The organism is Ochrobactrum sp. BTU1, from assembly GCA_018798825.1.
In the GTDB taxonomy this organism is placed as follows: Bacteria; Pseudomonadota; Alphaproteobacteria; order Rhizobiales; family Rhizobiaceae; genus Brucella.
In genome coordinates, this window is record CP076356.1 from 791845 (window position 1) to 811789 (window position 19945).

The following is a 19945-nucleotide window of genomic DNA, read 5'->3' on the forward strand; positions in this document are numbered from 1 at the left end:
TCTTCTCGAAGAACTATCTTTGCGCATTGTACTTTTATGACAGGCGATAAAAAATTTATGTACCAAGTGAATCTTTTATTCGGTTCCAAGCATGCATACGATTTGCGACTTGCGTAGCAATAGGATGGAACGGAATGGTCTGCATGTTTGTCACCGGTAGCGGCATCTGATCATCCTGATCATGCTCAATCGCCCAACGCCCTATTGCCTGGCCCAAAGACATTGAGAGTGCCACACCACGGCCAGAATAGATACCGCCGAAGACGAGACCTGGTGCTAATCTGTACAGTCGAGGACTGCGATCGGGAACCACCGCAAAGGTCCCATGCCAGTATTCAGTAATTTTCGGAGTATGGTCGAACGCCGAAAATGCTTTCTTCAAGAGTTGTGCAACCTTGTGACGACCGCGTTCAGCTTCATTATACCAGAAACTGTGAGTACCGCCACTAACAAGACGATTGTCGCAATCGTAATGAAAATAACGCAGGTCGTTGCGCATGTCTGACACAGCCGGGTTACCAGCAAGTATGCGCGAACGAAGCTCATCCGACAAAGGCTCAGTCGCGGCTTGAAAAACTTTAAACGGGATCAGCGTCTGTTTTAACCCCGGCCAAAGTTTATCAGTGAGCGCATTGGTCGCCAAAGCCACCTTCGACGCAAAAACCGTACCGTTGGCTGTCCTCACCCGCCATCCGCTGCCACTTTTCTCAAGGGATAGCGCTTTTGAATTCTCAAATATTCTTACACCTTGATCTTCAAGCGCTTTTGCCAAACCTATCGTCAAAGCGAAGGGATTGATGTGACCAGAGTTTTTGACAATCCATCCCCCAAGATAAGGGCTACCAACCCTTGACGAGACCTCGTCGCGGCTCATCCATTGAACGTCCGCACCCAGCACCTTCCACTCGTCGCAAAACTGACGGGCACGCTTTAAAGTCGCCGTATTATGCGCTGGCTGGATCCATCCATTCTGGACCTGATGCGCATCGATGCCAAATCGTTGCATTAGTCGAAAAGCAACGGCTCCAGACTCTGCAACCATTTCATTAAATCGACCACCCATCTTCTTGCCATAAGTAGACTCAAACTCGCTTGGTGAAGCCTTGGAATGATGTGATATGACCAACCCGTTGTTTCGACCTGAAGCCGAAGAACCTATCTCATTACCTTCCAGCAAAATGACATTCGAGCCGCAATCGCGAGCACCCAAGGCAGCCGCCATGCCGGTAAAACCACCGCCCACAACAAGAAGGTCTGTGCGATGTTCACCGATCAGTTTTGAAGCTGGGGTTCGGTTAGGCGCCGTCTTACGCCAAAGATGTGGTGTTTTCCAATCTACGTCAAACATGAATATTTTCTTCCGACGCTCCCCCAAGATAATGATCACTTAAATCGGAATGCTCTATCATTTCTTGCGCTGGTGCATGCAATCGAACACGACCAGTGTTGAGAAGATACGCGTAGTCACCGCACTCAAGTGCCAGTTGGACGTTCTGCTCGACAAGCAGGATGGAAATGCCAGCCTGTGACAGGTCAAGGATAATTCGAAAAATCTGATGGATGATTTTTGGTGCAAGACCCAACGATGGCTCATCCAACATTAACAGTTTGGGTTCAGACATTAGTGCACGTCCAATGGCCAACATCTGCTGCTGGCCACCCGACATCCGGCTTGCCATACCATTGCGTCGTTCTTTGAGGACTGGAAACAGCTCGAAGACTTCTTCACGAAGCGTTTCAAAGCTCTTTCCCACTCGACCAACATGCGCGGCAATCAGATTTTCTTCCACTGTGAGACGCTGGAAGATTTGGCGGCCTTCCGGGCAATGGGTCAGGCCCATCCGGACAACCTGCTCAGGCTTGGCGCCTGTGATGTCCTTGCCATCAAACTGGATCGAGCCAGCGGTCGTTTGCGCGACGCCGGAGATCGAATTTAGCAACGTGGTCTTACCCGCGCCATTTGGCCCAAGAATAACAACGATCTCATGAGGATCAACCTCCAAATTCACGCCTTCAAGAACGCCGACGCGGCCGTAACCCGAGCTTAGTCCGGCGATCTTCAGCAGCGGTGCGGATTTCGTCGATGTCATTGTCTGTCCCCAGATAGGCGAGTTGAACGTCGGGATTTGCCTGAACCTGCTCAGGTGTTCCTTCAAAAAGCAGTTTGCCGTGGTGCATCACCACGATATTATCGCAAACAGTCATAACCAGATCCATATCGTGCTCAACGACGATCATGATCCGATCAGGAGAACGAAGCGCGGCCAATTGCTGTGTCAGCTCTGCAGTTTCATGATGATTTAAACCGGCTGCGGGTTCATCGAGCAGCAGCACCCGCGGGTTTCGGACTAGAGCTCGCGCGATTTCCAGCATACGCTGTCGCCCATAAGACAAGCTGCCAGCTTCCAGGTCTGCATAGCCCTGGAGGTTGAACAACTCGAGTGTTTCCATACATATCGCTCGCCGCCTAGCAAGTTCTGCGCGACTAAATGGTGGCCAAAGAACCTCTTTCCACGTGTTCTTTACGTCCTCGGGATAAAAACACACCTCCAGATTTTCGAGCACAGTCATTTGGTCGAATAGCCTAATATTCTGATAGGTGCGCGCGACGCCCGAATTGGCAATCTGATACTTCTTCAGGTTCTCAAGATGCTGCCCATCAAGAATAATTGAGCCAGAAGAAACCTCGTAAGAACCGGCAGTCATATTGATCAAAGTCGACTTTCCAGCACCATTCGGGCCGATAATGCCGTGGATCAAACCAGATGCGAACTGTGTTGTAACATTGTCCGTTGCTACAACTTCGCCGTACTGCTTGCGCAGATTTTTGAAGGCAAGCGTCATTTTCCGATTAGCCTCTTGAATAGCTTATCCGGGCCAAAGCTGCGTGGTACGATACCGGCTGGCCGAATTATGATAAGTGTGACCATCAACAGTCCAAGGAACAAAATTCTCCATTCGGCAAACTCGCGTAGAATTTCGGGCAGAATGATCAAGATTGTTGCACCAGCCACAATTCCGAGAATATTTCCAATGCCGCCGATCACAATCATCAAAACGATGAGTACGGATTCCTGCAACGTAAAACTTTCTGGGCTTACGAACCTTTGTGAAGCGGCAAAAATGACACCTGCAATCGAACCGATCGATGCAGAGGTTGCAAAGGCCGCAAGCTTGGCATTCGTTGTGTTGATCCCAATTCCACGCGCAGCGTCCTGATCCTCGCGCACCGCAGACCATGCTTTGCCTAGAATGGATTGTTCTAAGCGCCAAACAACGATTGCGACAATGAAAACGGTAACCAGAAGCAACCAATAAATTTGAGCTGGCTTACTGACGTCGAGCCCAAAGATTGACAACTTATCAAGACGTGCAATTCCCTGCGGCCCACCTGTAAGCCAATCAACATTGTTGACAACAATACGAATGATCTCACCAAAGCCTAAGGTGACAATTGCAAGGTAGTCCCCACGAAGTTTCAAAACAGGTATGCCCAGAAGTATCCCCATCATCGCGCCCATAAAGACAGCAATAAACAGGATCGCAAAGAAAGGCAGATGAAGATCAAACTGGGGACTTGCAAGTAGCGCGTAGGTATAAGCGCCAACGGCGTAAAACGCGACGAAGCCTAGATCAAGCAAACCAGCATAGCCGATTACTATATTGAGACCAATCCCAAGGAGGATATAGATCAGCAAACCATTAACGACCCGAATATGATAATTCGGCAAAAATGGGGTTATAATGACAAGAGCGACAACAACGGCAAGCACCGAAAATGCCGCCAAACGCCCTCTTGGCTTTTCTCTTGTTAATGAAGCAGCATCGATCGACATCAGAATTCCCTCTTATAGACCATGCTTTCTTCGGACACTGTCTCACCAAGAATACCAGCGGGTTTGACGAGCAGAACTAAGATTAGGATCGCGAATGACAGGACATCACGGTATTCGGTACCCAATGTTCCACCCGTAATAATTGGCAGCAGTGCCACGCCTCCAACTTCGATGAATGCGAGAATATAAGCTCCGATCACCGCACCAGGTATTGACCCGATTCCGCCCAAAATGGCTGCAGTAAATGCCTTGAGACCAATCACTGCGCCCATCGATGGTGACATGATACCGTAATAGCTAGCGTACAGAATACCACCAGCAGCCCCTAGAAGCGGTCCAAAGAAGAATACCATAGAGATAGCAAGATCGACGTTTATGCCCAATAGGCGTGCAGTCCCGCGATTTTCAGCAACCGCACGCACAATGACGCCTATTCGACTCCGATTAACGACCAAATGCAAGCCGTACATGAGTATGAAAGATGAGATCAAAATACCGATCTGCATCGCTGTGATTGTTGCACCAAAAATTTCAAAGCGTACTGACGGGAAAAAGCTTGGAAAGCCTATCGGCTGAGGACCAGCCAAGATTTGAATTGCTGTCACAAGCGTCAGCGAGACACCAAGTGACGAAAGCATCGGCGCTAAGCGAGATGAATTACGCAGCGGCTTATACGCCACCTTTTCAATTCCCACGCCTATAAGGCCAACGGTTATAATAGCCAGAAAGAAGACTACTGTTAAAGCAATCGTACCGGCGTCTCCGATCTGCCCCACTAAAAGCACTAGTCCGAAGAATGCAGCATAGGCTCCCAGCATAAACATTTCTGCATGAGAGAAGTTGATCATTCGCAGCACACCGTAGACCATCGTGTAGCCGAGTGCGATGAGGGCATACAGTGAACCGATGGTCAGAGCATTGACTGTTTGTTGGATAAACGTTCCAAGCATGGGAGATCCTGCTCGAAGGGGTCAGCGTTTATTGCTGAACAATGAGAGGGGTGCGCCTGCCAGAAATTGAAAGCTGGCGCACGATGCGTTTCACTCAACCAACACAGGATTGGCAAGTGAGATTGTATCTTAGTTCGACCCTTTGAGCGTAAAGTCCTTACCCTCTACCTGGTAGATATAGGATGGCGCGACTTTCAGTTCGCCGATATCGTCGAATTCAAGATCACCCACAACTGTTTTCACTTTGACCCCATGAAGAGCAGCATTCATCTCTTCGCGGCTAAAGCCCTTCGCAGTCTTAATAACTTCTTCTAGAATCTGCCCCTGAACATAGCCATAGATTGAGTAAGGGCCAGCTTCTTCACCGAACTTCGCCTTATACGCCTTAGCGAATTCAGCAATCTCAGGCGAAGCATCCATTGGAGGGACCTGGATAGCCATCACGACACCCTGAACATTGGCTTCGCCGGCCTGATTGATGAAATCCGGTGTGTAGCCGCCATCTGGAACAATAAGCTGGGACTTCACACCCTGCTCGTGCATCTGTTTGGCAAAAAGGGACAGCTGCGGCATTACCGCACCAATAAAGATAACGTCAGGATTGCTTGCTTTGATTTTTGCTAGCACTGCTGTGAAATCAACGTCTGCTGGTGCGACACTTAACGTGTCGACGATTTCGCCGCCGCCTTTCTTGAAATTTTCAGAAAAGATTTCCGCAACGCCCTGTCCAAAAACCTGTTTGTCGCTGACGACCAAGGCCGTTTTTGCGCCCAGTTTGTTGAGGGCATACTCGGCTGGAAGGCGTGCATTTGTGAGATCATTGCCGACCGGCCTAACCATGAACTTGTAGTCCATGTGAGTTAAAGCTGGGTTTGACGCGAATGTCATATTCGGAAGTTCGCAATCTTCATAGATCGGAAGGGTCGACTGAGCGACACCCGAATTGAAGTTTACCAGTGCTATACTGACATCATCATTGTCGCAGAATTTTTGCGCCACGAGTGTAGCTTCCCGAGGGTCAGCTTTATCATCTTGCTGATCAATATTTATCTTGGTTCCATTGACGCCACCGGCGGCATTGAGCTTCTCGACATAAAGCTTGAAACCATTATGCCAGGTCGATCCAAAATATGCTTGCGGACCGGACAAGGGTGCGGCGATGCCAATGGTTACTTCCTCAGCTATTGCGGGAGCAGCAATTAAGGTGGCGCCGAGACAGAGTGCCAAAACAGTCTTCATTTTTTATTCCCCTAGATGTTTTTTGAAAATCTTGAAACCGTAAGGAAGCAGAGAATTTATGAAACGTCAAGAAAGTGTCGACACTATTGCGTTCATTTTTTTACACACTCTCTGCAGCTTCTTGGGCGCGCGAAGTTAGCCAGAAACACGACCACTTCCCGCGCTGTTGCTGAAAACAAATCTCGTTGAGTGCTAGGACATTTTTTAATCCTGTCCTTAAAATCCAAACGCTTTAGCTGTTCTGCTTCAAAATCGTCTCGGCCGAGATGAAACCCCAAGTCAGATTGGGCCCCAACGTTGTCCCTGCTCCAACAGCCCGTGTACCGATAGGGTTCGCCATCGCCAGTCCAGCAGCATAAAGGCCAGGAATAATCGACCCATCTTGTCGAACAACTTGCCCGAATTCGTTGGTTCTCGGTCCACCCTTGGTCCCAATGATTGAGCGGTTCATGGATACACCGATATAGGGCGCCTTATCGATTGGCTTCAGACGAATTGAACCATCTTCCCCTCCGCCATCTTTTTTATGCTCCCAGTAATTCTCACCTCGGTGAAAATCTTCGTCTCTTCCTTTTGCGCAGAATCCGTTCCATCGCTCGATAGTTTGGCGAAGCTCGGCTGCTGGCAGTCCCAGTTTTTCCGCCAATTCTTCAATGGTGTCAGCTTTTTTGATCCAGTCCGGCTCATAAGATGCATACCAGCGGAACGGAAATGAGGTACGTAAGAAGCGGTGATCGCCGACCATATAACAGGGGAGATGAACAGGAGAACCATCGGCATTACGCAAATTAATGGCCTCGCCGCTGTTGAAATGCGCTTCACTTACAAAGCGTTTTCCATAACGATTTACAACGATTGAGTGGGGTTCATATAAGAAATTGATCGGTAATCCGTACCGCTTGCCTTCATAGCGGGTGGGCAGACATGCATAAACGTTGGCCTCTTCCATATGATCCATATGTGCACCAACCGCAGCAGCCATTTTCTGACCATCGCCTTCATTCCCAGATGGTGTTCCGATGCGATCAAATGGACCGGAAAAGTATTTCTCCCGCATGTCCTTGTCCCACTCAAAGCCACCCGATGCTATGACAACCCCCCGCTTCGCAGAGATTATTTCGCGTTTGCCATTGCTTTCTATTTCTACACCGATAATACGCCCCGTTTCATCCTGAACGAGATCGACCGCGCGGGTCTCAAGCATTAATTCAACGCCATTGTCCAAACAAGCTTTGAGCAGACCCGTCATCAATGCAGTACCTTGGGCTCCCGCGTTGTTAAGCCAACGCCAGAGTAGTTTCGGCCACATCTTCAAACCAGCGCGAAATGGTGTGTGGTAGAGATCGAGATTTACGTTTTCCTGGTATGTGAAAGTGTGAGGCAAGGTGGAACGGCGAATATGCTTGGAATATTTCCCAAGCAGACGGCGGCTTAATGGCCGTGGCGACATCATTCGCCCATACTTCTTTCCACCAGGGGCTTCGACATAAGGATCGGGCTCATCAATAAGCCGAAAATCGATAAGGGTATTATCCGTCAGGAATTTCAACATTGCCGGCGCATTTGAGACAAAGGCGGCATGACGTGCATTTTCCTTGTCACCCCATTCAACAGGTTGAACCGCTCGCAGATAAGCCAATGCTTCTTCCTGGCTGTCAGAAACGCCTTGAGCTGCGGCAATATGATTGGCTGGTATCCATACACCGGAACCGGACATTGCAGACGTGCCGCCAAGTTTGGCAGTTTTCTCAATTGCCAGAACCTTAAGTCCACCTTTTGCGGCACGCAGAGCAGCAGAACAGGCCGCGGAGCCCGTTCCAATGACGACGACATCGAAATTCTTCATTGCAATTCCCCTGCATTGTTACTGACAGTTATAAACCAATAAAAAATTATCTGTCTACTATTGTGTCTACACTTTTTGCAGATTACGATCCCTTGCGATAAAAACTCATGTAAACAGTCGGGAACTGAGCGATGGAAAACACTATTCAAACCGCGTCTGCACCCAGTGGAGTCTACGTTTCTGGTCCAGAGGAGCGCGAAAGCTATTGGCAGCCAGTTCCAGCAAATGGCTATGTCAGCGTTGCCTTAGCGCCTCATCTCGTTGGCATGGAGAACCCCTTTGGTATGGGTACGCAATCGCTCGCGCCAGGTGGATACGTCCGCGAACACACCCACGAAGAGCATGAAGAAGCAGTCTTTGTCATCGAGGGCCGTGGACGGACCGTAATTGCTGGTCAGGAATATGAGCTGGGGCCGGATAGTGCCGTCTTTATTCCAAAATCAACACGCCACATGTTCATCAATGATGGCGAAGGTCCCATGCGTTGGGTATGGCTAATCGTCCCCAATGGACTGGAAAATTTCTTCCGCCTGATCGGTAGACCTCGCAAGCCGGGAGACCGGGTGCCGTCCAATTTCCCACGCCCCGAAAATGTTCTTGAAATCGAACGGCAGACGGTGTTTGGCGCAGATCTTTCCGACAAATTCGATCCGGTAAACCAGAGCACGCGTTGAGACCATGTCACGGCAGCTTAATCAAAGCCAGGACTCATCGGATCAACTCCAATCAGCCTCTACACAATCACGTGTTATAGGGTTGATTGGGTTCGGGGCTATTGCGAGAGAGCTTCTTACCCATTTCACAAGTGCGAATGTTAGATGGATTGTCTATACAAGATCTGCTCCCATCATTGATAACGCCGACATCAACCTCACTTTCGTCCGAAGCCTTGATGAGCTTATTCAGTCCGGTCCGTCCATTGTAGTTGAAGCGGCAGGCCAAAGCGCAGTGTACGACCAGGTTCCTATAATTCTCAAAGCTAATATTTCTGTTATCGCAGCTTCTGTGGGCGCGCTGGCCGATGAAACACTTGTTTCGACACTTGATAGAGCCTGTCGAGAAACAAACGCATCTCTAATCTTTCCATCGGGCGCGATTGGCGGATTGGATTACCTCTCCGCAATTGCTCCACTTGAGGATGCGCGAATCCGCTACACGTCCAGGAAGCCACCAGCCGCATGGAAGGCGGAACTCGAGGAAAGAAATCTCGTTTGCGATAAGGATGCTTTGGTATTGTTCGAAGGATCATCGCAAGAAGCTGCACGCCTTTATCCGAAAAACCTCAACGCTGCGCTCACCATTTCACTGGCAATAAGACCCCACAAGTTGGCAGTTCGCGTATTGGTTGACCCTGATGCGATAGGAAATACACACGAAATCGAAGTCGAAAGTGCAGCAGGCGCTGCATTCATTCGTTTAGAGAACGTACCTTCGGAACTTAATCCAAAGACTTCAATGATAACAGCACTCAGTCTCGCATCCTCTCTGCGGAAATTCCTGGAAACGAAGGGACGCGATTGATGCCTTATCATATAGCTCAAGATGGATGTCGCATTCACTATCAACTTTACGGCCACACCGGCCCTTCCCTTGTACTGATTCCAGGGTTAGGTGGCGACGGACGTTTTTGGAACGGGGTCATCGAAGGACTTAAAAACAAGTTTCGACTAATCGTGCCCGACCATCGAGGGGCAGGACAAAGTGACAGGCCCACTGGACCTTATTCCATCGCTCTGATCGCAAATGACATCGTAGGCCTTATAAAGGAACTTAATTGTCCGGTGCACATTATTGGTCACTCGACAGGTGGTGCAATTACCCAAGTTATTGCACTCGATCATTCCGATGTCGGTCTGAGTTATACAATTAGCAGTTCTTGGGCACGCTCGGATCAGCGATTTCAGATGCTCTTTAAAGCCCGGGCAGAAATGATTGAGGCCGGGCTGGCGGAAACATATCAGCGAATGACCTATATATTCGGCCACACTGCTGAGTGGATTGCAAAAAATCCTGAGATATGGCGCATTGGTATTGCTGATGCCGCAAAAAATCTTGCACCATTTTCAGTGACAGCAGCAAGAATCCGCATGCTATTGGAACATGATCGTTTGGCAGATTTGTCGGAAATTCAGCGGCCAGTCCATATAATATCAGCGAACGACGACATTCTGACTCCAACAGTTCTTTCGCAAGAAATAGCCGCCGCTATACCAGGTTCCACGCTGACCTCTGTTTCAGGCGCGCATTTTCATCCGCTTGCCAGTCCCGACCAGTTTGCGTCTGTCATTCAACAGTTTCTTAACCGAATGGTTAAATAAAATGAACCAGCTTCAATCAATTCTAAACTTGACAGATGCACGCTTGAAACCGGGATTCGATCTTCTGGCAGAAGGACGCGCCATGGCGCGCGATTGGCGCGTGGGAAGCTGTCGTTTTCTTTCCGAAATGAATGTTTCTTCGGAGCTGGAGTGGAAGCGGAGGGCAATCACTGAACGCCGGGTGATGCAACATGCTCACATTGGCTTTCGAGATGTTAATCGTACCATTGAGGCAATTGCAGAGGTCCACGGTACATGTTTGAAAAGCGGCATAACTGTTGACCGCTTCGGTATTACCCTCGACTGGTCAATGGGATATCCGGAAGCCATGCGTGCGAAAGCGTCGCGTGGCACCGGCATTGTTCTATCCGGGCCAGAAGACTTTGCACGAATTACCAATGCGGCACCCGCAGCAGCGCATTTTGGAGATTTCATGCTGGGTCTGCCCGGAGCTGTGGAGAACACCCGCGCTGCGCTGGCTGCAGGTGCGACAGCCGTAGGAAACCTTGGACAATACTTCACATTCCGTCTGCCATATTGGGATGACGATGTCGCTACAACCGAGGCTACAGTTAAGGCATTAGGATTGATCGCGGCGCAGGAAGCGGAAGTGCTGGTGCATTCCAATCTTGACGACGGTTTCGCGGGGCTGTTCATCGATATGGCCTGCGCACTTGGTATGGTGCTAATCGAAAAATACATTATCGAAGATTTGATCGGTGCAAAGATCGCGCATTGCTATGGCCACCATTTCAGTGATCCATTATCCAGAACAGCGTTTCATGCTGCTCTAATCCGCGTGAGTGACACACCTGGTACAATGATTTTCGGTAATACCGTTGCTTATCAATCTACACCGGCAGGCAATTACGCGAGTCTTTCAAGCTATCTTTTGGCAGACATACTCGCACTTGGTCGTTGGCCGAGTGGTCACGCAGTCAACCCTGTTCCTGTGACCGAAAACCAACGGATACCGGACGTCGATGAAATCATCGATGCCCAAACATTCGCCCATCGTCTTAGCTTGCATGCACCTTATTATAATCCCGTCTATGACTGGTCTAAACCGGAAGCTATGGCTGATACGCTCGTTGAGGGTGGCAAAGCGTTTGCAAGCTCAGTACTTAACGGACTGGAGGAGCGAGGGGTCGACGTCAGAGACCCCGCAGCACTTTTGCTCGCCATCCGCCGCATCGGTCCAAAACGCATGGAAGCACTCTTTGGACCAGGTATAGAAACTCAGCGGGGGCGTAAGCCACTTATCCATGCCGAATGGGCGCGGGAACTCAATGAAAAAGCCGAGCATTGGGTGGCAGCGCAAAGCTCTTTTGCCAACGCGAAATCATTGATCCTTTGTATCGGCACCACAGATGTCCACGAACACGGCAAATATCTCGTCGAGCAAGCGCTTGAGGGGATGGAGATCAACATCATCGATGCCGGCGTCGCCGTTGATCCGGAAGTCCTTGTGACCACAGCAATTGCAAATGGCGCAAATGTTATTGCAATTAGCACCTATAATGGTGTGGCTTTGACCTACGCGAAGGCAGTCAAAGCGGTACTAAGAGAGCGGAATCTTGATCTTCCCGTGTTGATGGGCGGACGCTTGAACGAAGTACCAAAAGATTCAAATTCTGGACTCCCCGTCGAAGTATCGCAGGAGATTTCAGAACTCGGATATTATCCTTGCGTTAATTTGGACGACATGTTGGCCTCCCTAAGACGGATGGCCAATTCTGTTTCACCAGCTTAACTTACCAAGCAGTCATGCCAGCATCAACTGTAAGTACAGATCCGGTCCCATAAGATGAATCGTCCGAAGCAAGCCACAAAATGGCATGAGCCATTTCTCGTGGCTTGGCGGTACGGTTCATTGGCGCATGCGCGTTGAGGACGGCGATAAATTCTTCCGGGTCCTCGTTTTTCGCGAGGATTTCGCCAAAGTAGCTAGACCAGATCGTACGCGGTGCGACTGCGTTAACACGTATATTTTGACTGACACGATCCAATGTCATTTCTCGTGCAAGGGCAGCAAACCCGCCTTTTTATGCGACATAGGCTGCACGATCCGCGAGACCAACATGCGCAATGCTCGAAGCAGTGTTTACGATGGAGCCAGCACCACTATCAGCTATCAAAGGAATTATTTGTTTGGAGCAAAGAAACACGCCCTTGAGATTTACTGCCATGAGAGCATCCCAATCTCCTACATGCATAGCTGTAACAGAACCGCGAATGCCATAGTCGGGAATGCTGACAAGAATATTAACCCGACCAAAAGGTGTCAGTGGCGTATTTAGCTATAGCGACAACCTGCGTTTTATCGGACATATCAGAACTACAACTCTCTGCACCGATATGTTGAGCTTCCATGTGAGCCGGATCCGCATCACGATCAACCATCAGAAATTTTGCGGCTTCCTCTGCAAAGAGTTCAGCAGTGGCAGCTCCAATAGATCCCCACCCGTGATGACAGAAACCTTGTGTTTAGCCGCATAAGCCTCTCTGTTGTTGAATAATTTTTCTAATCTTGCACAACCACTTGCAAAGTGTCGACACTTTTGTATTTAATAGGACAAATTTATCGGAGGCACTCGTGAAAAATACTCCCTCGACCGAGGAACACCTCGAAATCTACCGCAAAATGCTGCTGGTCCGTTATCTGGAAGAAGGATTGGGAGCTTTGCATAAGGAAGGTCGCACACGTGGACCGATCCATCGCTGTGATGGCCAAGAAGCTGTTGGCGTTGCAGCAACTGCTACACTTGAAATCAACGACAAAGTCGCAACGACGCATCGAGGTCATTCCGTCTATCTCGGTAAAGGAATGGCACCTCATCCGGTCATCGCTGAGATTCTGGGGCGAGCTACTGGCGCCTGTGCGGGTCGTGCCGGACACATGCTTGTTGCTGATGCTGATAAGGGTGTTATAGGCGGCAATGCAATCGTCGGCGCGGGCATTCCTGCCGCGACCGGAATGGCGCTTTCAATGCAGGTTCTGGGACAAAAAGGCGTCGCCATGTGCGTGTTTGGCGATGGTGCTGCGCAAACAGGTATCTGCCACGAGGCCATGAATATGGCTGGTCTCTGGAAATTGCCGGTGGTTTTCGTACTCGAGCATAATCAGTTTGGTCTCACGGTACCTACTGAAGTTCAGTCTCCAATACAGGATCTTTCAATCCGTGCTGCGGGTTACGACATCCCCGCAGAAATCGTTGACGGCAATGACGCCGTAGCCGTCTACCGCGCCGTTTCGACAATGGTCGAGCGTGCCCGCCGGGGTGAAGGTCCTGGGATGGTGGAATGTAAAACCTATCGTCTCGAAGGCTTTTCAACATCGGACATGGGGGGCTATCAACGGCCTGAAGACATTGCTCATTGGCGAAAACGAGATCCGCTCGTCATATCCAGAAACGCTCTGTTGAGTGAGCTTGGAGAAGAAAAACTGCTGGAGGTTGAAGAGGCCGCCCGCGTCGAAATCGATACCGCATTCGCAACGGCGCTCGCAGATCCTTTACCGGAATTCCGCCTCGACGAAAAATGTAATCCTTATAGTGAGGCGCAATAACATGGCCCTTATGCGTTATGCCGAAGCATTGAATGCTGCTCTTCGGGAAGAAATGCTCGCAGATCCTTCTGTGTTTTTGTTTGGTGAGGATGTTGCCCGATATGGTGGCGTATTCAAAGTCAGTAAAGGTCTGATGGAAGAATTCGGCGAAAGCCGCGTCCGTGACACCCCTATTTCGGAACAAGCATTAACCGCAATGGCTGTGACTGCAGCAATGACCGGGACTCGCCCCATTCTGGAAATAATGTACGCAGACTTCATCCCGCTGACGCTGGATGCACTTGTTAATCAAGCTTCCATTTATAATTACATTTGGAATGAACAAGTCAAAATGCCGTTTGTATTGCGTACGCAAGGTGGCGGCGGTGCGGGTGCGGGAGCTCAACACTCGAAAGCTCTCGATTCCATGCTTGCGCATATTCCCGGCATCAAAGTCGTAGCACCTTCCACTCCAGCTGACGCGAAAGGTATGCTAAAAGCCGCCATTCGGGATAACCAGCCGGTCGTGTTTCTTGAACACAAGCTCCTCTACAACATTCGGGGCGAAGTTCCTGAAGGCGACATCATCGTGCCTTTGGGTAAAGCTGCCATTACCCGTGAAGGCAAAGATATATCAATCTTTGCAACATCAAAGATGGTCATAGAGGCAAACAAAGCCGCAGAACTACTTGCGAAAGATGGAGTAGCCGCTGAAGTTATTGATCTACGTTCGCTGCGACCGCTGGATCTGGACACGATCAAGGCATCTATTGCCAAGACAAATCATGCAGTTGTGGTGAATGAAGGCTGGCGTTTCTGCGGTTATGCGGCAGAGCTGTCCGCAACAATCATGGATCACGCTTTCGATGATCTCGATGCTCCCGTTGCCCGCGTCACTCTGCCGGATATGCCAATTCCATATTCCGAACCTCTCGAAACCGCGATGTTGCCGAATGCCGAAAAAATTCGTGCTGCCGCTCTCGCCACACTGAAATAATTGGGGGAAACAATGGCAAAACACCCAATCAGCATCGAGAGCGCCGGCGGCGAATATATGGAGACCGTCGTGATCGTTGGTTGGTCTGTCCAACCTGGTGAAACTGTCAAAGCAGGTCAACTGATCTTAACCGTCGAAACGGCTAAGGCCGCAACCGAGATTGAGGCCGATCGCGACGGCTGGTTAGCTGAGGTATTCTTCGATGAGGGCCAGGAGGCGCCGCTCGGCGCTGTTCTTGGCACGATCTCAGATACCGAACTATCTCTAGAAAGCAACGCTCCGCAGATTGCTGCCCCAACAGCAACTCCGTCAGGCCTTCCCGATACAGTAAGTCAGCCTACGCCAGATGTAGTGGATGTCGGTCAACGGATTGTTGCAAGCCCATTGGCGCGACGAGTAGCAAAGAGTGTCGGACTTGATCTTGCACATATAAAAGGTTCCGGCCCGCATGGACGGATTAAGGAACGTGATGTTCTGGCGGCAATAAATGCTCAACCGGATACCGCTATTGAGGCTGCGGTGACCGCAAAAAAAATGGCCTTCCCGGAAACGATTGTCTCCTCACCTATCATGAGATCAGAAACCGTTGTTTTCCTGCACGGATTTGGAGCCGATCGTTCGTCGTGGCGCCAAGTTACCGCCCTTCTACCTTCTGAATACGAAACAATTGCCTTGGATCTGCCAGCTCATGGCGATGAACTTCGAAAGGCTCCAACCAGCCTGGACGATATAGTATTCGATGTTTCAGACCGGCTGGAAGCGATAGGTATTGAACGCGCACATATTGTAGGCCACTCGCTCGGTGGTGCAGTGGCGCTCGGCTTAACCTCACTCGGCAGAGCTTCTATTCGTTCCGCAACTCTTCTCGCGCCAGGCGGACTTGGACCAGAGATCAACATCAACTTCATCAACGGCCTTACTCGGTCCACTACAGAGGAGTCGCTTGAACGTTGGTTGAATTTGATGGTGGGTGATGCAGCAAACTTACCAAAAGGGTTTGCGCGTGCCGCACTGCGGCAAATGCAGACGAATGGCCTACAGGATGGGTTACGTGTACTGGCACAAGCCATCTTTCCGGACGGCACCCAAGCATTCAACAAGTTGCCCGCTCTCCAAAAACTGGAAATCCCAGCTCGCATTATCTGGGGTCGCGCAGATCAGATCATTCCTCCCTCGCACGTCAATCGTGTCCCTGGGCAGATTGCAACGCATCTGTTGGACAACATCGGACATGTGCCTCAGCTTGAAGCACCAGCACTCATAGCACGCCTCATATCGCAAACAGTACGAAGCGCATCTTAGTCCGGCGACGGCTTTAGCTTAGTCACCACTACAATGTAGGGCCAGATAAAACACAGCTACGCGGGGACAGATGAAATGCCGATCACCCCGCCTCATCTATCCCTTCAAACGCCTATTCGTCACTCTGGAGCAAGACATATGATTTTTGATCACCGCACTTATACCGCGCGTCCCAATATGCTGCCTAAATTTCTAAAGCTCTATGAAGAAGTCGGTTTACCCATGCAACGCCATTACCTTGGCGAACCTTTCGGCTTCTTTCAAACCCATATAGGCGATCTTTCAAGAGTGGTTCATATTTGGAAATATGAAAGTTTGGCCGACCGCGAAGCTCGTCGCGACAAGATGGAAGCCGACCCTGCATGGCAGGAGTACCGCCAGAGAGTAATAGAGACCGATTATCTGTTGGACATGAGCAATCAGATTCTCAAACCGGTTTCCTTCTTCAATACAGAGAAATAATATGGATCTGATTTTTTCGGCACAAGGCCAGTCCTGGCCCGTGAAACTAAACGATAAGGCTGAGCGGACGCAAAAAGCGCTGTTGGCTGCCCTCCCTATGCAGCTCCAACTGCATACACCGAAGATTGCAGGAAGCCATATTTACTGGCACGCACCCTTCGTCGAAGACGTCGAAGGCGCTGTACATGTGCTTGATGCCAAGCCCGGAGCCTTTATCTACTGGCCGGTCCGGCAATTTCTAGAAATTACTTTCGCGCCTTTGCAAGCTGAGACCGCTCATATCACGGTTCTTGGCCATCTTGATGCCCCCATTGAAGGCATCGCGGCGCTGGCACAATCGCTCAAGATTGAACAGGGCCAGAAAGTATTTAACGCCACCCTGCAACGGACAGACAGCGCTGCAGCCTCAGCGGGAATATCATCAGATATTACCGACGATATTGTTCAGGCGCGCATAGCGTTGTGGAAGTCATGTCCCTTAGAAATTATCCGTCTGACAGAGTCGCGCGCAATCATGCATCCGGCTGGCCCTGTTTTTGCCGCAGAGTCGGAAGCTCGTGTTCTGCACGAACTTCTATGGTGGGTGCGTGCAGAAATTGGTCGTGCCGATCAATCAACGCAGCGCAAAACGGCGGCGCTTGTAATCAACAAGGCCGCAACCCGTCTGCGGGACTTCTGTCACCTTGATGAAACTTCTGCGATCCTGTTCAGATTGGAAAGGGCAATGCAGGAAGATCTGCCATTTAACCAGCTGATTGACGAAGCAATTCTTATCGCTGGACGCATTGGCGCATGGTTGGATCTCCTTATCCCGTGGAACGACATCAATGAAGCGTTTCGCTTGGCAGCCTCACAGAGAGACGTGACCCATGGTTAAGATCACAATTGGTATTGTCGGCTTTGGCGTCATTGGTCAGCGTTGGGCTGCAGCCTTCGCGCATGCAGGACATCCTGTACGGGTCTTTGATCCGGCTGGGAATGCGGAGATCTATCAGCGGGATGTTTTACCATCCCTCTTAAAAGACTTGGATATGCTCAAAGGAGAGCAATCAAGACCGGGTACGATCGAGTTATTTCCGACTATTGCAGAGGCATTGTCAGATGTTGATTTCGTTCAAGAGAACGGGCCGGAGAAAATCGACCTCAAATGCAAGCTCCTTGCTGAAATCGAAAGCCATATTGGCGAAGATATCATTATCGCATCTTCATCGTCCGCGCTGCTCGTGAGCGACATGCAAGTTGATTGTCGCAAGCCAGATCGGATTATTCTCGGGCACCCCTTCAATCCAGTTCATTTGATGCCTTTGGTGGAAGTTGTAGGCGGTAAAGCAACAACCCCTAAAAGCCTTACCAAAGCAAAGAAAATCTATGAAGAAATTGGCAAGAAAGTCGTCATACTAAATCGGGAAGTGACCGGCCATCTGGCCTTGCGACTGATGGGCGCGATGTGGCGTGAAGCAATTGCTTTGGTCCGTGACGGTGTAGCATCAGTTGAAGACGTGGATCGCGCATTCATGTACGGCCCCGGTCCGAAATGGACATTACAAGGGTCCTTTATTTCCAATGGTCTTAACGCAAACGATATTGAAGATTTTCTCGTCAAATATGGCCCGACCTATCAGGCAATTTGGGACACGTTGCTCGACGCGAAACTTGATACGGACACGATCAGGATCATTGCATCTTCAACTGATGAGGCAGTAAAGTCTCGCTCATCTAGTGAGCTCCGAGAACAACGTGACGCCGGCCTTATTGACATCCTCAAGACTGTCTCAGACCGTGGTGCCCTATAGACCTTTAGGAGGTTTGCTATGCATTATAAAACAGCACTTGTAACAGGTGCTTCCAAAGGTATTGGGTCAGCGATCACGGAAAAACTGATTGCACAGGGCCTAACTGTTTACGGACTGGCACGCAATCTATCAGCACTTGATGAGCAAGCCCGTAATTTTGGTGAACGTTTCAGACCCATCGTTGCCGATGTACGAGATCATGTGGCGATCGCTGCCGCTCTTAATAATGCGCGGATCGATGTGTTGGTAAATAATGCGGGCGGACTGGCGACCGTTCGTCCGCTTCATGAGCAAACCGCCGAGGAAACGACCGAAACTATCGAGCTGAACCTGATTGCACCGCTCCAACTCATTCGTCTTGTGTTACCTCATATGATGGAGCAAAAGCGCGGTCACATCTTCAATCTTACAAGTACAGCCGCCAGTGCAGTCTTCACTGGAACAACGGCTTATGGCGCGGCAAAGGCTGGACTATCACAAGCAGGAGATATTCTTCGCTTTGATCTCGCCGGAACTGGCGTCCGGCTGACTGAAATTGCGCCAGGCCGCGTGGAAACTGAGTTTTATGTTCAGGCCTTTGGCGGCGACAAAGAGAAGCTCCGTGACAAGATGTACAGGCATCAAAGGCCTCTTCTTCCGCATGATATCGCCCAGGTACTTATTGATGCGCTGTCACTTCCTCCGCATGTTGACATCGCAAAGCTGTCGGTTACGCCAACTGAGCAAGCCGCGGGCGGGTCTGTGTACCCTGAAAGCCCTTCAATAGAAGATTAAAAACATTCTTTCATGTGAGGGTCGTGTGGTAGACACGACCCTTAATAACACGCAACAAAAGTTTAGTCCTGCAACAACCTTGTTAACACGGCTTCCGAGGCGTCACGCCAAATGATTGGATGCCCTTTTTTAGACAATACATTTATACCCAGCTCGGTAATACCACCCGGAGTGACCAATTCCTTGAGAAGCTGCTCGATCGGCTCAGGCTTTTCAGCAATTAAACGTCCCGCAGCAACAAAAGTGTTCGCAACAAGCTTCCGAGCAATGGTGTGGCTTAGACCTTTCTCACTACACCACTCCGTCGTTTGCCGGATCAAATCTTGTACCCAACCATAGACCGCCGCATTCACAGTCGCGACCTCAAAATCCGCTTCGCTGGTCAATGGGATGACTGGCCCTAGAAGATTTAATATGGCAGCCGCTTCCAAGTTGTCGGGATAACAAGCCGTTGGACTTGCATTGATTTCTGAGGCTGTAAGCGGCATGGCACGAACAACCTTAGCTGGAATCACTGGCAAAGCTGAAATTGAAATACCTGCACAGACACTAATAACGACATGATTTTCGCGCCAAGGAAGCCCCTCTAACGCATTTATTGCATCTGAAGGCCGCACAGCGACAAGCACAATATCCGCTCGGTCAACAAGATCTCTATTATCGGAGGCAATCGATATTCCGTATAAACTTGATACCTCTTGCGCTTTTCCTCGCGGAGATAAAAGTATATCGTTGGCTTTGAACCCGCTACCTATTAGTCCACTTATTATGACCTTTGCGAGATGGCCGACGCCCAAAACACCGAAAATCATTACTCAACCCCAATCAACTGCGTGACATTTTCTCTGCACTATATTAAAGGCATATGTGTATTTCAAACT

21 protein-coding genes are annotated in these 19945 nt (G+C 49.9%); 11 read left to right on the forward strand and 10 right to left on the reverse strand.

Annotation, left to right across the window (positions count from 1 at the left end; genetic code table 11):
- Nucleotides 1–55 precede the first annotated feature (55 nt).
- From KMS41_22710 to KMS41_22740, 7 genes are all read right to left on the reverse strand, one after another.
- Complete coding sequence (locus KMS41_22710; protein ID QWK80542.1) at nt 56–1387, reverse strand: FAD-dependent oxidoreductase; 1332 nt, start codon at nt 1385–1387, stop codon at nt 56–58.
- Nucleotides 1341–2066 carry an ABC transporter ATP-binding protein gene (locus tag KMS41_22715; protein QWK81187.1) on the reverse strand — a complete coding sequence of 242 codons (726 nt, stop codon included), beginning with the start codon at nt 2064–2066 and terminating at the stop codon, nt 1341–1343. The genes KMS41_22710 and KMS41_22715 overlap by 47 nt, the downstream gene beginning before the upstream one ends.
- Entirely contained in the window at nt 2014–2844 is an 831-nt protein-coding gene (locus tag KMS41_22720) for an ABC transporter ATP-binding protein (GenBank protein ID QWK80543.1), read from the reverse strand. Before KMS41_22720 ends, KMS41_22715 begins: the two co-directional genes overlap by 53 nt.
- Nucleotides 2841–3836 carry a branched-chain amino acid ABC transporter permease gene (locus tag KMS41_22725; GenBank protein ID QWK80544.1) on the reverse strand — a complete coding sequence of 332 codons (996 nt, stop codon included), beginning with the start codon at nt 3834–3836 and terminating at the stop codon, nt 2841–2843. The genes KMS41_22720 and KMS41_22725 overlap by 4 nt, the downstream gene beginning before the upstream one ends.
- The gene (locus tag KMS41_22730) at nt 3836–4786 is read right to left on the reverse strand and encodes a branched-chain amino acid ABC transporter permease (protein ID QWK80545.1); all 951 of its coding nucleotides are present in this window, start codon (nt 4784–4786) and stop codon (nt 3836–3838) included. Before KMS41_22730 ends, KMS41_22725 begins: the two co-directional genes overlap by 1 nt.
- Before the next feature lie 129 nt (nt 4787–4915).
- Nucleotides 4916–6025, reverse strand: coding sequence for a branched-chain amino acid ABC transporter substrate-binding protein (locus KMS41_22735; protein ID QWK80546.1), 1110 nt, complete (start codon nt 6023–6025; stop codon nt 4916–4918).
- Between the two features lie 232 nt (nt 6026–6257).
- Nucleotides 6258–7871 carry an FAD-dependent oxidoreductase gene (locus KMS41_22740; GenBank protein ID QWK80547.1) on the reverse strand — a complete coding sequence of 538 codons (1614 nt, stop codon included), beginning with the start codon at nt 7869–7871 and terminating at the stop codon, nt 6258–6260.
- A 131-nt stretch (nt 7872–8002) separates the two neighbouring features.
- On the opposite strand from KMS41_22740, the gene KMS41_22745 reads away from it, so the two are divergent.
- The 4 genes from KMS41_22745 to KMS41_22760 are packed head-to-tail and all read left to right on the forward strand — an operon-like array spanning nt 8003 to nt 11942.
- Nucleotides 8003–8545 (forward strand): cupin domain-containing protein, encoded by a 543-nt coding sequence (locus KMS41_22745; GenBank protein QWK80548.1) that lies wholly within the window; start codon nt 8003–8005, stop codon nt 8543–8545.
- A gap of 4 nt (nt 8546–8549) precedes the next feature.
- Nucleotides 8550–9392 (forward strand): aspartate dehydrogenase, encoded by an 843-nt coding sequence (locus KMS41_22750; GenBank protein QWK80549.1) that lies wholly within the window; start codon nt 8550–8552, stop codon nt 9390–9392.
- Entirely contained in the window at nt 9392–10189 is a 798-nt protein-coding gene (locus KMS41_22755; GenBank protein QWK80550.1) for an alpha/beta hydrolase, read from the forward strand. The genes KMS41_22750 and KMS41_22755 overlap by 1 nt, the downstream gene beginning before the upstream one ends.
- 1 nt (nt 10190) lies before the next feature.
- Nucleotides 10191–11942 (forward strand): cobalamin-dependent protein, encoded by a 1752-nt coding sequence (locus tag KMS41_22760; protein ID QWK80551.1) that lies wholly within the window; start codon nt 10191–10193, stop codon nt 11940–11942.
- 1 nt (nt 11943) lies between these two features.
- Here KMS41_22760 and KMS41_22765 read toward each other — a convergent pair whose 3' ends face one another.
- Nucleotides 11944–12204 carry an SDR family oxidoreductase gene (locus KMS41_22765; GenBank protein QWK80552.1) on the reverse strand — a complete coding sequence of 87 codons (261 nt, stop codon included), beginning with the start codon at nt 12202–12204 and terminating at the stop codon, nt 11944–11946.
- Between the two features lie 30 nt (nt 12205–12234).
- Entirely contained in the window at nt 12235–12477 is a 243-nt protein-coding gene (locus KMS41_22770; protein QWK81188.1) for an SDR family NAD(P)-dependent oxidoreductase, read from the reverse strand.
- Nucleotides 12478–12785: 308 nt separating this feature from the next.
- Between KMS41_22770 and KMS41_22775 the strand changes: the two genes are divergently transcribed.
- The 7 genes from KMS41_22775 (at nt 12786) to KMS41_22805 (ending at nt 19064) form a co-directional block, all read left to right on the forward strand.
- Nucleotides 12786–13757, forward strand: coding sequence for a thiamine pyrophosphate-dependent dehydrogenase E1 component subunit alpha (locus KMS41_22775; GenBank protein QWK80553.1), 972 nt, complete (start codon nt 12786–12788; stop codon nt 13755–13757).
- A gap of 10 nt (nt 13758–13767) precedes the next feature.
- Nucleotides 13768–14733, forward strand: a complete 966-nt coding sequence (locus tag KMS41_22780) for an alpha-ketoacid dehydrogenase subunit beta (protein ID QWK81189.1) — start codon at nt 13768–13770, stop codon at nt 14731–14733.
- Between the two features lie 12 nt (nt 14734–14745).
- Complete coding sequence (locus tag KMS41_22785; GenBank protein ID QWK80554.1) at nt 14746–16035, forward strand: acetoin dehydrogenase dihydrolipoyllysine-residue acetyltransferase subunit; 1290 nt, start codon at nt 14746–14748, stop codon at nt 16033–16035.
- Nucleotides 16036–16110: 75 nt separating this feature from the next.
- The gene (locus KMS41_22790) at nt 16111–16497 is read left to right on the forward strand and encodes an NIPSNAP family protein (GenBank protein QWK80555.1); all 387 of its coding nucleotides are present in this window, start codon (nt 16111–16113) and stop codon (nt 16495–16497) included.
- A 1-nt stretch (nt 16498) separates the two neighbouring features.
- Nucleotides 16499–17374, forward strand: coding sequence for a hypothetical protein (locus tag KMS41_22795; protein QWK80556.1), 876 nt, complete (start codon nt 16499–16501; stop codon nt 17372–17374).
- Nucleotides 17367–18290, forward strand: coding sequence for a hypothetical protein (locus KMS41_22800; protein QWK80557.1), 924 nt, complete (start codon nt 17367–17369; stop codon nt 18288–18290). Before KMS41_22795 ends, KMS41_22800 begins: the two co-directional genes overlap by 8 nt.
- An 18-nt stretch (nt 18291–18308) precedes the next feature.
- On the forward strand, nt 18309–19064 hold the full coding sequence (locus tag KMS41_22805) for an SDR family oxidoreductase (protein ID QWK80558.1): 756 nt from the start codon (nt 18309–18311) through the stop codon (nt 19062–19064).
- A 62-nt stretch (nt 19065–19126) separates the two neighbouring features.
- On the opposite strand, the gene KMS41_22810 is transcribed toward KMS41_22805, so the two are convergent.
- Nucleotides 19127–19876, reverse strand: coding sequence for an NAD(P)-binding domain-containing protein (locus KMS41_22810; protein QWK80559.1), 750 nt, complete (start codon nt 19874–19876; stop codon nt 19127–19129).
- Nucleotides 19877–19945 lie beyond the last annotated feature (69 nt).